The organism is Paenibacillus sp. GCM10027629, from assembly GCF_042676425.1.
Lineage (GTDB): Bacteria > Bacillota > Bacilli > Paenibacillales > Paenibacillaceae > Paenibacillus_K > Paenibacillus_K terrigena.
Genome location: NZ_JBHTGZ010000010.1, coordinates 204,940 through 218,489 on the forward strand (window position 1 = coordinate 204,940; position 13,550 = coordinate 218,489).

At 48.8% G+C, this 13,550-nt stretch carries 7 protein-coding genes; 6 read left to right on the forward strand and 1 reads right to left on the reverse strand.

Going from position 1 to position 13,550, the window contains the following annotated elements:
• Positions 1 to 57 precede the first annotated feature (57 nt).
• The 6 genes from ACFQZR_RS20285 (at position 58) to ACFQZR_RS20310 (ending at position 11,887) form a co-directional block, all read left to right on the forward strand.
• Complete coding sequence (locus ACFQZR_RS20285; protein WP_379349283.1) at positions 58 to 1,572, forward strand: sulfatase family protein; 1,515 nt, start codon at positions 58 to 60, stop codon at positions 1,570 to 1,572.
• A 233-nt stretch (positions 1,573 to 1,805) separates the two neighbouring features.
• Positions 1,806 to 2,264: a 2-thiouracil desulfurase family protein gene (locus tag ACFQZR_RS20290; RefSeq protein ID WP_379349285.1), complete on the forward strand. Its 459-nt coding sequence runs from the start codon at positions 1,806 to 1,808 to the stop codon at positions 2,262 to 2,264.
• 34 nt (positions 2,265 to 2,298) lie between these two features.
• Positions 2,299 to 2,703, forward strand: a complete 405-nt coding sequence (locus tag ACFQZR_RS20295) for a DUF6855 family protein (RefSeq protein WP_379349287.1) — start codon at positions 2,299 to 2,301, stop codon at positions 2,701 to 2,703.
• A 300-nt stretch (positions 2,704 to 3,003) separates the two neighbouring features.
• The gene (locus ACFQZR_RS20300; RefSeq protein WP_379349290.1) at positions 3,004 to 9,120 is read left to right on the forward strand and encodes a fibronectin type III domain-containing protein; all 6,117 of its coding nucleotides are present in this window, start codon (positions 3,004 to 3,006) and stop codon (positions 9,118 to 9,120) included.
• 136 nt (positions 9,121 to 9,256) lie between these two features.
• Positions 9,257 to 10,384, forward strand: coding sequence for a PQQ-dependent sugar dehydrogenase (locus ACFQZR_RS20305; RefSeq protein WP_379349292.1), 1,128 nt, complete (start codon positions 9,257 to 9,259; stop codon positions 10,382 to 10,384).
• 147 nt (positions 10,385 to 10,531) lie between these two features.
• Positions 10,532 to 11,887, forward strand: coding sequence for a dipeptidase (locus tag ACFQZR_RS20310; RefSeq protein ID WP_379349294.1), 1,356 nt, complete (start codon positions 10,532 to 10,534; stop codon positions 11,885 to 11,887).
• 102 nt (positions 11,888 to 11,989) lie between these two features.
• Here the strand turns inward: ACFQZR_RS20310 and ACFQZR_RS20315 are convergent, their stop codons facing one another.
• Positions 11,990 to 13,372, reverse strand: coding sequence for a sulfatase family protein (locus ACFQZR_RS20315; protein ID WP_379349296.1), 1,383 nt, complete (start codon positions 13,370 to 13,372; stop codon positions 11,990 to 11,992).
• Between the last annotated feature and the right edge of the window lie 178 nt (positions 13,373 to 13,550).

The following is a 13,550-nucleotide window of genomic DNA, read 5'->3' on the forward strand; positions in this document are numbered from 1 at the left end:
TACCAGACGAACTATGATCGTATTGTGGCGTTGCAATAACATCCATAGGAGGTCAACATGGCAAAGAAAAGACCGAATATCTTGTTGATTACGAGTGACCAGCAGCATTGGAACACGATTGGAGCATTCAACCCGGAAATCTCGACACCGCATTTGGATCGACTAGTTGCAGAAGGAACGACATTCACTCGGGCTTATTGCCCGAACCCGACATGTACGCCATCCCGTTCTTCCATTATTACGGGGATGTATCCGAGCCAGCATGGCGCATGGACACTTGGCACGAAGCTGCCAGAAGAAGCGCATACGGTAGGGGAAGATCTGCAGCAGGCAGGTTATCGGACGGCATTGATTGGGAAGGCGCATTTCCAACCCGCGTATACTTCCGATGCTTATCCGTCGATTGAGTCGCAACCGCTGCTACAAGATCTGGAATACTGGAAGAAGTTCCAAGGCCCGTACTATGGCTTCGAGCAGATCGAGATGCTGCGCAATCATGCGCACGAGCATCTGGTAGGTCAGCATTATGCGATCTGGTTGGAAGAGAAGGGCTGCGAGAACTGGCGGGATTACTATGCACAGCCGACTGGCAAATTGACGTATGATGTGCAGCACAAGTGGGACATTCCCGAGGAATACCACTATAGTACGTGGATTGCAGAACGTACGAATGCGCTCTTGTCGGACTGCAAGCAGAATGATGAGAATTTCTTCTTGTGGGCAAGCTTCCCGGATCCGCATCCGCCATATCTCGTGCCTGAGCCATGGTCCAGCATGTATGACCCAGATCAGCTTACGATTCCTTCTGTCGTAGCGGGCGAGCATGACAACAATCCGCCGCATTTTAAGCTATCGCAAGAGCAAGGTCCGGACTTTTCCGCGTATTACGAGTCAGGGTATGGGGTTCATGGATTCCATAGCCATCTACATACGACAGAGCAGCTGAAGAAGGATATTGCCGTGTATTATGGCATGGTGAGCCTGATGGACAAATACATCGGTTCGATTCTGAATAAGCTCGATGAGCTGGGGCTTGCTGAGGATACGATCGTCGTATTCACGACGGATCACGGTCACTTTATCGGTCAGCACGGTTTAATTGCCAAAGGTGCGTTCCATTATGAAGATTTATTGAAATTGCCATTCATCGTCCGTTATCCGAAGGAAGTTGCCGCAGGCGCGACAAGTCATGCGATGCAATCACTTGTAGATTTGGCACCGACGTTCTTGAATTTCGCGGGGGTGCCGATTCCTGGCGCCATGACGGGGAAAGACCAGTCGGAAGTATGGCTTGGGAATCAGGAGAAGGCTCGCAACAACATAATATGCGAGTTCCATCATGAACCGACGACTGTAAACCTGCGAACCTATGTGAATGAACGCTATAAAATAACCGTCTACTGCAATCAAGAGTACGGCGAGATGTTCGATTTAGTCGAGGATCCGAATGAAATTCGCAATCTCTGGGATAGCTCAGAACACCGAGATTTGAAATCTAGACTGCTCATGGAGTTCATGTGGGCTGAGCTGGACAAAGATCCGATGTGGATGCCGCGGATTGCGGGGGCGTAGAGTCTAGCTTGCTATATTCATAGCGGTGTATGATTCCTGTGTTTTAGGGGTCTACACCGCTTTTTTTGAGTGTAGTACATTACAAAATTTAACATTATTTCTCCTCAAACCCAATAATGTTATAGATTCTAGAAAATCATCTATTTCCTGTTCATGTGCAAGAGCAAACGATAGAATTATTGGTATAATAATGTCAAACCATATCGAACGTGATAGAAAGAGGATGAAACTGCATGATACTCGTAAGTTCTTGTCTTGCTGGTGTAGAATGCCGGTATAATGCAACGCATCGCCTGGTAGACAAAATTCATGAACTTGTAGAACAGGGACGAGCCAAGATGGTGTGTCCGGAATTGCTCGGAGGGTTCCAGACGCCGCGTGAACCTGCAGAGATTGTGAACGGCACAGGCGAAGAAGTGCTGGATGGCCGTGCGAAGATCGTAGAGAAATCGGGGAGCGACGTGACCGAGCTCTATCTCCTTGGGGCGCAGCGTACCCTCGAACTCGCACGTGAGCTGCAGGCGACGATCATTGTACTAAAGGAATACAGTCCCTCCTGTGGTGGGAAAATGGTCTATGATGGCAGCTTCTCGAATACGCGGATGGTGGGTGTTGGGGTTACAACCGCGCTGCTAAGACGTGAAGGGTTCAAAGTCATTTCGGAGGAAGAATTTGTTGAGATGATGGTGTGAAAAGAAACATAATATAAGTTGAGGAGTGAATGGAATGTCAGAGCTCGGAACGAAGGACAATCCTTGGCAATTGAAGACGCCGCCATTAACATCGGAGTATCAGATGTACAAGGATGAGAAGGATGGACGAGAAATTATCGTCTGTACGGTTGGGAAGACCGTGCTGCATTACGATGCGCGGTGCATTGCAGATTTACATGAAATGCTGAAAGCTCATGGAGATTGGATGGAGCTCAGCAGCGCTGACGAACAGAAGCCGGCGAAGGATGGTACGGTGGAAGCTTGGGGGCGTTCTCTCGAGAATCCAGTCGGAGGCTGGTATGGTCTGAAAAAAGGACTTCGCGGACGCTTCGGCATGTACGTTCCGCCATTGATGGAAGCCCTAGGTCTTGCAGAAGTTGAGCATAACCCAAGAAATAATCGGATGCGTGCGCTATAAGACAATCACGATACGACAAAGAACACGACGACCTCTTCGTCGTGTTTTTTTGAGGGGGTTTTCCTGAGTTATCGTCTGCAGGTGAGGACAGTTATGCCGTTTTTGAAGTGTGATAAAAACCATTGACAAAAGGGCATGAAAACTATGTCGATGCATGATGTGTATGAGCAGATGTAAGGAGGGAAACATACCTCCATTTTTAATAGATTGGGAGAATACATAGGGGGAATCGAATGTATGAGTTCAAAGTCAATGAAGCACAGAAATGCTGGGCAGAAAGGGATGGGGCGACAACCGAGTATGAAAAGTAGGTTAAGCTTAATTCTCGTGCTAGGTCTTTTATTACCGCTCGTAAGTATGCTGGTCGTACCTGATACAGCGAGTGCTGCGACTGGAGTGATCAAAGAACAAAGCGCGATATCTACAGGGCAATTAACGAATGTTGCATTTGGAAATGGAAAATTCGTCGCTGTAGGGATGAATCGAAGTGTCTCGACATCTACCAATGGGGTGGATTGGAAGATTGTAAATCGGAACGTCAATGATCCGACTTTGACAACTATTACGTTTGCGAACGGGAAGTTTGTTGCGATTGATGGCACGACGAGCAATATTTATACTTCTGCAGAAGGTGAAAATTGGATCAGTACAGATATCGGTTATGTGCCTACGAAGCTCAAAATGGTGAAAAGCAAGATCGACCCGAATGGAATCGAAAGTGATACATTCTTCGCATGGCGTTCGGATTACGTGCAGGGTACGAATCCGCCAGCCTACAAAGTTCGGTTGGAATACTCGCTAGACGGCAGTACGTGGAAGAATACCAACATTACCTCTACCGATCATATCATGGGGATGCAATCTATAACGGATATTGCCTATGATACGTTTAATAAAAGAAATGTTGTATCAGGATTAAATGCTACGTTCTATTATTCTTCGAATTTATCTTCTTGGACGACGGTTACACTAACCCAGCTTGTCATCAACGAATTCAATTCGATGTGGCCTTATATGAACAATGTGACCTATTTAAAAAACATGTTCTTCACGTATGCGGCGGCCTTCCAGAAGAAGATGTTCACTTCAACGGACGGGACAAATTGGTCCGTGAATACATCTTGGGATAACAACCCGATTTATGGTGGCGCAGAAGTGGGACCGGTAGGGAATCGCCAATATGTATTGCTTGGGGATCAAGGGAGAATCTATTATACGAGTAATCCCACACCGCAACTCAAAGATTGGAGTGTCAGCGATACGAAGACATCCATGATGTTCGACAATATCGTATACGACGACGTTAGTAAAAATTACATTGCTTCCGGGTACGAAGGCATGGTCGTGTCATTGGATCTTAAGAATTGGAAGCTTCTAACGGGCAGCCTCCAAAGTATTGTAGATGATGGGAAGGGCACGTATGTTGAGATTGCGAACAATGGTTCTTTTGGATCAATCTATCAATCTACGAATGCTAAAGATTGGAACGAAGTTACGCCCTCGCGGATTCCTGGCCTAAATGCAGTTAACTACGGGAATGGGCAATTTGTTGCCGTGTCAGGAACGGGTAATGATGGAAAAGCGAAGATATTATCTTCCAATGACGGAGTCGTCTGGGGGGAAGCGAACAGTCTTAATGAGTCGTTAACAGGCGTCGCGACTGGCGCAGGAAAATATGTCATGGTCTCTGATTATGGGACGATTTATAGCACAGCAGACGTGAGGGCGGCAGACAAGAGTGCCTGGTCGAAATATACGAATGTGGACTACAGCTTCAATACGGTTACCTATCTGAATAATCAATTTATCGCGTTAGGGACGAAATATGATAGCAACTATAATTTAGAGAAAATTGTGGTTGCTCGATCATCAGATGGAGAGACGTGGGGCACACCGCTTGAGGTTGCTGCTCCGGATTCCATCATGACGGGCATTGCTTATAGCGGAAGTCAGTACGTCATGGTAGGTCAGAATCCATCTACAGGCAAAGGGATCATCTACAAATCAGCAGATTTGACGACATGGAATCCGATTTCTGTGAATGCTGGTAGTCTAAATGACGTTGCCTACGGTAATGGGAGTTTTCTGGCAGTAGGTAATGCTGGTGAAATGATGTCGTCACCCGATGGAACGACATGGAGTAAGGAATCCTCTAATTCAGCATCCAATTTGAATGGCGTTGCCTATGACGGTGTGAACTTCAACATTGCAGGTAGTAATATGACGAGAATGACTGTATCCTTAGGTCCACCTGCTGGCGCGCAGAGTGCCACAGCTGCAGCTGCGACTTTGACACCGACAGCAGGTCAAGATGATGAGATCACTTTGACGGTGCTAGATTCGGCAGGCCATACAGACGCCGCTTTTGACGGCAATAAAAATGTAACGATAACAGGTACGCAGCCTGCGCCGAATGGTTCGTATGGCAGCTTCCATGGAACGCCGTTAGCGGCAGTACTTAGTGCGGTATCTGTAAATTTTGTGGATGGTGTCGCGAAAGTACAATTGAAGCTGAATTTTGCTGCTATTCAGAGCATCGGATTCCAGATCGAGGGCGTGGCTGCTCATGCGACGAATGTATTGAACATGGCACCGGTCGCAGGCAGCGCAGCATCGATGAAGCTGACGCAAGATATTACAGCACCGTCCGTGAATGGCGGAGCCTTTGCGAATCAGCCTGTGGTGACACTATTGGATGCCTTTGGCAACCCATGCAATAACGACAATGGCACCGTCGTATCTGTATCGAAGAAGGATGCAGGGGCGTGGACGCTGTCAGGAACTTTGAACGGAACAGCAGCTGCAGGCGTCATCGCATTTTCAGATCTTGGTGCGACGAATGATGAGGGCGTTACGGGCACGCAATTGCAATTCAAGGCACTAGGCTTGCCTGATGCTGTGAGTGCCGTCGTGAATCTTCCGGCACCTGCTGGGGCGCAGAACGTAACCGCGGTGGCTAAGGATGTCAATCCAGGCGTTGGTGTGGATAATGATATTACTTTAACGGTACGCAATTCCCTAAATAAAACAGATGCTACTTTTAACGGAGCGCATGACGTAACAGTAACGGGATATGTGCAAGCACCGAATGGGTCGTATGGCAGTTTGGACGGGAAGAATCTAACCGCTTCAAGTAGTACGGCGTCTGTCACTTTCGCGGGTGGTGTTGCACATGTGAAATTGGCATTGAACAAAGCAGAAGCACAGCCGATTCATTTCAGTATCGCAGACGTAGCGGTACCGGGTGCGAATACGATTAGTATAACGCCAGTCGCAGGCAATGCAGTCGCGATGAAGCTAAGCCAAGATGTGACCGCACCGACCTTAAATGGTGCAGTTTTTGCCCAACAGCCTGTATTAGAGTTACTCGATAAATACGGGAACATTAGTACGAATGATAATAGCACAGTAGTAACGGCATCTCAGAAGGATGTTGGCTCGTGGACCTTGACAGGCGACGCAACAGTTAAAGCAAAAGCTGGAATCGTGAATTTCAACAATTTAGGAGCGACGAATGATGAAGGCGTCACCGGCGCACAACTGCAATTCAAGGCGGCGGGTATGTCTGATGTGATGAGCACAGTAGTGAATCTGCCGGCACCTGCTGGAGCACAGAGCGTAACCGCTGCAGCTAACAACATCAATCCAACCGTAGGCACAGATGTTGAAATCACATTAACGGTATTAAATTCGTTAGGACATACGGACAAGACATTTAATGGTGCACAGGATGTCATTGTGACAGGTTACCAGCAAGCACCGGATCAATCGTATGGAAGCTTCGAGGCAACGGAACTAACCGCGTCGCCTAACACAGTCAGCGTGACTTTTGTGGATGGTGTTGCAAAAGCTGACTTGAAGTTGAACAAATCAGATGCGCAGACGATTGACTTCCGCATCACTAGCGTTGCGAAGCCGGATACGAATTCGCTTGTCCTGACACTGGTTGCAGGCAACACAGCATCCATGGAGTTGACGAAGGATGTTGCTGCCCCGGCAAGCAATGGTGGCGCATTTGCGATTCAGCCTGTTGTAACGTTATATGATAAGTACGGCAACGTGAACGCTGGCGATAACAGCACCGTCGTGACTGCATCGATCAAGGATACAGGCACGTGGAAGCTGACAGGTCCAATGGTAGCGACAGCGCAAGCAGGCATTGTCACATTCTCGGGGCTTGGCGCAACGAATGAAGCGGAAGTCATTGGAGCACAATTGGCATTCAATGCGGCCGCTATGCCTGAAATATTAAGTGCAGTAGTAGATCTTCCATGGCCTTCGCTTATAGCACCTAGCATTGAGTCCGTGACAGCAGGCGACGGACATGTTCTTTTACAATGGAGTGCAATGTACGGATCCGTAAGTTATGCCGTCTATCAGAGCACTGATGCAGGCGTTTATGATCAGGAACTTGTGGTGGTAGACAGCTCGGTAACGAGCTACGATGCGGTAGGACTGGCGAATGGAACAACGTATCATTTCGTGGTCAAAGCAATTAACCCTGGGGGCATCAGTACAGCGTCCAATGAAGTTAGCGCAACGCCGCAAGTGCCAGCACCGGGTGCACCGATTCTACTACCAGCTGTAGCAGGGGATATGCAAATCCATTTGGATTGGAGTCCAGTAGACGGCTCGACAGGCTATAAAGTGTATCAAAGCCGAACACCAGGCGTATACGATACGGAAGTCGCTTCCGTTACAGGCGCGGTATACAGCTATGATGTCACGGGACTGACGAACGGGGAGTCCTACAATTTCGTTGTTAAGGCGACGAATCCAGGTGGGGATAGTGCGGCATCAAATGAAGTCAGCGCGAAGCCTCGGACGATTCCGGGAGCACCTACGGATGTTAAGGCGATAGCAGGGAATGGTCAAGCAACCATCACATTCAAGGCACCGACAGATGACGGAGGAAGTTCTGTCACGGGTTATGAGGTGACGGTGTCACCGGGCAATGTCGTTGTAGCGGGTTCGAACAGTCCGATTACCATCACAGGGCTTGTGAATGGGACGACTTATACGTTCACAGTCCAAGCTATGAATAGTGCAGGTAAAAGTGCTGCTTCGCCAATATCGAATCCGGTAACACCGGCAGCGCCTACAAATGGTGGAGGGAACAACGATGGAGGAAGCTCCTCTTCCCAGCCAAGTACGCCTGTTCCATCAGACAACCTCGTGGATGTTCTTATTAACGGCAAAGCGATTCATATTGGTAAAGTAACGAAGAAACAAGTGAATGGGCAGACCGTCACAACAGTGACATTGGATCAGAAGAAGCTGGAGGAAATGATGGCGTCGGAAGGGCATGGGGCGGTTATCGTGATTCCAATATTCAATTCCGATGTTACGATTGGTGAGTTGAATGGTCATCTTCTTCAAATGTTGGAAAAGGCAGGAGTTACCTTAACCCTTCAGTCGGAGAAGGGATCTTATACGATCTCCGCTAAGCAACTCGGAATGAATCAGTTAGCCAACCGATTTGGGAAAGATGTTGTGCTTCAAGATATCAAAGTGCAGATCGAAATAGCCGTACCAAGCGCTGATACATTGAAAAAGATACAACAAGTGGCGAGCAAAGGGGCATTTACACTGGTAGCAACACCGCTCCAATTTACAGTCAAAGCGTTCTATGGAAGCAAGAGCGTAGAATTGTCTAAATTTGATAGCTATGTGGAGCGGACAATTGTTCTATCTGACGTCGCAGATCCGAATCGGATCACGACTGCTATTGTGATTGAAGAAGACGGCAGCGTACGTCATGTGCCAACGAAAATTGTGCGTAAGGATGGTAAGGTTGTTGCGATCATCCATAGTCTTACGAATAGCACGTATGTTGTCATCTGGCATCCGGTTGAATTCATGGATGTGGCACAGCATTGGGCGAAAGACGCGATTACCGATATGGGATCACGGATGGTGGTCCGGGGTGATGATGAAGGTCGATTCAATCCTGATCAAAAGATTACACGGGCAGAGTTCGCTGCGATGCTCGTGCGTGGATTAGGCTTAAAACTTGAAGGAGGTGAATCGGGATTCAAGGATGTGTTGGTGTCGGATTGGTACCATGAAGTTATTCAGACGGCTTACGTCTATCACTTGATCAGTGGCTATGAAGACGGACAGTTCCGTCCGATGGACCAAATCACAAGAGAACAAGCGATGGTTATGATTGCGCAAGCGATGAAGCTTACCGCACTAAGCACGAACTTGCCAAAACCTTCGAATGAAGAAATTCTACGTGCCTTCGAAGATAAGAATCAAGCCTCTTCTTGGGCAGTGAACGGCATTGTAGAGAGTTTGCAGGCAGGAGTCGTCTCTGGCCGCAGCAGTACACAGCTTGCACCGCAAGCAGCCATTACAAGAGCAGAAGTTGCGGTTATGCTTGAACGATTTCTTCAGAAGTCTGAATTCATCTAATAATAGGGGTTATCCTTTGAGCGTTAAGCGCAAAGGGTAACCTTTTTTCTATGTACAGGAAAAATAAGGTGATTCTCGAATATAGCATAGGGGATAGGGAGTAACGGCAGTACGTCCATCGAAAGGGGAGATAGCGTTGAAGTTCGCCGCAATTGGAATGTTGTTGTTGACGTTGGTGATGTCTTCTTGTACGAGAGAGGCAAGACAAGAGCACCTTACGAGACAGGTCGAAAATCAAACTGAATTGCCATATCGAGTAGAGGTTGCAGCCGATCATTTAGATGTCCCATGGGAGATGGATGTGGCGAAGGACGCTCGGATCTTTATCGCTGAACGTTCCGGCCGAGTGCGTGTGATGGTGGATGATCAGCTTTTGCCAGAACCCGTGATTAATCTTGCTGAGGATATTCATCAAGAAGCGGAGAGTGGTCTGCTCGGACTGGTGTTGGATCCAAATTTTGAGCAGAACCGGTATTTCTATGTGTATCATACCTATGACAAGAATGGAGCTTTGTATAATCGGGTTCTTCGTCTGAAAGAACAGAATAACCGGGCTACGGTCGATCGCATTCTACTTGATGGGCTAGGAGGTGGGACGTCCGGCAATCATAATGGCGGTCGGATCAAGATCGGTCCAGATGGTAAACTGTATGTGACGATGGGTGAGCAATATCAACCAGAGCTCGCGCAGGATCCGAACGTTCGATCCGGCAAAATATTGCGCATCAACCTGGACGGATCGATTCCGGCCGATAATCCGGTGGCAGGGTCGCCGATGTACAGCATGGGCCACCGAAACCCGCAAGGCATAGCTTGGCATCCCGAGACGGGAAGGCTATATGCTTCAGAACACGGGCAATCGGCACATGATGAGATTAACCTAATTGAAGCGGGCGCCAATTATGGTTGGCCAGTCATTGAAGGTGACGAGACATCGCTTGAGCATCCGGCATTCAAGATGCCGATCATTCATAGCGGGGACGAGACTTGGGCGCCGTCGGGGATCACCTTCGTCTCGCAAGGGCCATGGAAAGGGCAACTGCTCGTTGCGAACCTTCGGGGGCAACAGGTGTTGAGCATGACGCTCGATGATAGCGGCGAAAAGGTTGCGAATGTGCAGTCCTTGTTCCGCAACTACGGAAGAATCCGCAACGTGTACGAGGCGCCAGGCGGCGTGCTTTACTTCATGACGAACAATCGCGATGGCCGAGGGAATCCCCAAGAAGGGGATGACAAGCTGATTCGGCTTGTGCCGAAGGGGTAAGGAGTAGGAGTTGGTTAGCTGCACCTATCACTGCATCAACGAATGCATAAGTGAGGGAATATTAGTCAAATTTTTCGTAATTTCTCGAAAACGTAGTACAATAGTGTCATACATACATCAATCACGACGAGGAGGATTTCAATTCCCATGAGTTACGAGACATATTTCCAAACCAATAGAGAAAAGCATCTAAGCCAACTGCAAGAGTGGCTCTCGATTCCGAGTATTTCCGCATTATCCGCGCATAAAGAAGATGTGAACCGCGCAGCCGAATGGCTTGCCAACCACCTGAAAGAAATCGGACTTGAGCATGTAGAGGTTCATCAGACGAAAGGTCATCCGATCATTACAGCCGATCATCTGCATGCGCCGGGCAAACCAACCATTCTGGTCTATGGCCACTATGACGTTCAACCGGTCGATCCTCTGAACTTGTGGACAACACCACCATTCGAACCAGCGATTCGTGACGGCAAGTTATATGCACGCGGTGCAACGGATGATAAGGGGCAGTTGTTCTTACATGTGAAGGCAATAGAAGCGATTCTGAATCAAGAGAAGCAGCTTCCGGTCAACATTAAGCTCTGTATCGAAGGGGAAGAGGAGATTTCGAGCGCAAGTCTGCCGCCTTTCTTGGAAGCGAATCGGGAGAAGCTGGCTGCGGATGCGATCCTCATCTCGGATACATCCTTAATGGAACCGGGCAAACCAGCGATCAGCACAGGACTTCGTGGACTTTGTTCCCTAGAGGTAGCTGTGAACACAGCGAATACGGATCTTCATTCCGGTACTTATGGTGGCGGCGTGCCGAACGCGCTTCACGCGATCGTGTCATTGCTGGCAACACTGCATGATGAGCAAGGCCGCATCGCGGTAGAAGGCTTCTACGAAGGTGTACCAGAGCTATCGGCAATGATGCGCGAGGAGTTCGCGAAGCAAGGGCTGAATGAAGATGCACTTACGAAATCGCTCGGTCTCGATACGCTATATGGTGAAGAAGGCTACACGTTCGTGGAACGTGTTGGCGCTAGACCGACGCTTGAGCTTAACGGTGTCTACGGTGGATTCCAAGGGGAGGGGACGAAGACCGTCATCCCGAAGGAAGCGCATGCGAAGATTACTTGCCGCTTGGTGGGCGATCAAGACCCTCAGGACATGCTCAATAAAATTAGAAAACATCTGAACGCACACATTCAACCGGGTGCTACGCTAACGATTACCGATGGTGAGAAAGCTCGCGCATTTAATATCGATCCGACGGATCGCGTGCTGCAGGTTGCTGCAGATGCCTATGGCACAATCTATGGAACTCGCGCGTTGTTCACGAAGGATGGGGGGTCCATCCCGATTGTGGAGACATTCTCCCGTGTGCTCGAAGCGCCGGTCGTGATGATGGGCTTTGGCTTGCCAGATGAGAACCTGCATGCACCGAATGAACATTTTAACCTCGAGAATTTCGATAAAGGTTTACTCACTATTGTTGAATTTTTGAAAACAGTCTAATCAAATCACAAAGCCGTCTTGGAGAGATCCGAGGCGGTTTTTTATTTGAGCGGGTTAATCAAAGCAGCTTCCGGGTTCGTCCGGAAGCTGCTTATTGACCGTTTATGAATGATGCGGAGAGGAGATGAGAACGGGAACTTCCTGCAGAATATCGTCATGCTCCACCATCCAAGCTTGCAATGCTGCAGCTAATCGGTGAAGATGTTCCACATTCGCTGGGTGCTTGGATACATCCGTCGTCTCCCAAGGGTCCTGCGCCAGATCGAATAATTGAAGGTATTCCGTTCCTCGACCAGAGCTCGCGGATACGTAATAGCGAATCAATTTCCAATGGCCATCCTGAATCGTCCGCTGAATGTCAGCGTAGACCGAACCGACGACGTTCTTCGCTCGCAGCTCGTCTTGGAGCAGGGGAACCATGCTGGTTCCGTCGGTTACCGGCTGGGGTATGCCACATAACTCGGCAACCGTTGGGAAGATATCGATATTGCTGGTTAGTGCTTGTACCTGCTTGTCGCTCGGAATGCCAGGTCCTTTCATTATGAGTGGAATATGAATGCTGTGCTCGAACATGTTCTGTTTGCCCATTAGGCCATGCTGACCGATCGCAATGCCATGGTCCGCGGTATATACGATGATGGTGTTATCTTCGATGCCCTTGGCTTTGAGCGCCTGGACGACTCTTGCGATTTGGGCATCCATATGCGTAATCATGCCATAATAATCGGCGAGATGCCGGCGTATTTCATCCTCGTCTCGCGGCTTCGCGGCCAGATGCTCATCCCGCACATCCATGTCCCCGTTATCGAATGGGAAGGCGGTGCAGTAATTCGGCGGCAGCGGAATCTCGCCAGGCAGATACATGCTGGCATATGGCTCCGGTGCGGTACGTGGATCATGCGGCGACGTATAAGCTATATAGAGATAGAACGGTTTATCCTCTGCGTAATGATCTACGAACTGCACGGCAGCATCGGTGAACAACTCCGATGAGAACCCGTCTGCAATATATTCTTTTTCCGAAGGATACACGCCAGTTGGATCAAAATCCTGAACAGGCACTGCCGTGTGGTCGCTCATGCCGCCGAAGAACAGCTTGTCACCGCCGGTAAAGCTGCGGGCGAAGCTGGGCTTATCGTTGTGCCATTTGCCGATGGCATGGGTGACATAGCCGGCGTTCTTCAGCGCTTGTGGCATGAGCAGGACATCGGATCTTAGCGTGATTGCATGATCCCAATTGGTGACATCGTTGCCGATCATCGAACGGAAGATGGACAGGCCAGAGTTAACACAAGCTCTGCTCGGCGCACAGACGGCACCCGTCAGCCCTCCGAAAATATGGGTGCTGCAAAATGACGTTCCTTCCTTGGACAGCGTATCAAGCGTAGGTGTGAACACATCCTTATTTCCGAAAGCGTGAATCGACTCGGCACGATGGTCATCAGCAATGATGAATACAACATTCGGTTGCTTCACTTGACTCATGTGACTGCTCCTCTCTCATATCATGATTTGATGGAAGATAGACTCGAACACACTATAGCCCCCACAAATTACCAGAGATTAATCTGTGTGTCAAGGTTTTATGCCCGTTGCTTTTTTTGTGCATAATGCCGGTTACAAGATTACATTCCATCCAACCAATGTTATAATTAGAACATAC

Excerpts from the sequence above, each read along its gene's own strand:
- ACFQZR_RS20290 (WP_379349285.1), top strand. The coding sequence starts at position 1,806 with ATGATACTCGTAAGTTCTTGTCTTGCTGGTGTAGAATGCCGGTATAAT.
- ACFQZR_RS20300 (WP_379349290.1), top strand. The coding sequence starts at position 3,004 with ATGAAAAGTAGGTTAAGCTTAATTCTCGTGCTAGGTCTTTTATTACCG.
- ACFQZR_RS20310 (WP_379349294.1), top strand. The coding sequence starts at position 10,532 with ATGAGTTACGAGACATATTTCCAAACCAATAGAGAAAAGCATCTAAGC.
- ACFQZR_RS20295 (WP_379349287.1), top strand. The coding sequence starts at position 2,299 with ATGTCAGAGCTCGGAACGAAGGACAATCCTTGGCAATTGAAGACGCCG.
- ACFQZR_RS20315 (WP_379349296.1), bottom strand. The coding sequence starts at position 13,372 with ATGAGTCAAGTGAAGCAACCGAATGTTGTATTCATCATTGCTGATGAC.
- ACFQZR_RS20285 (WP_379349283.1), top strand. The coding sequence starts at position 58 with ATGGCAAAGAAAAGACCGAATATCTTGTTGATTACGAGTGACCAGCAG.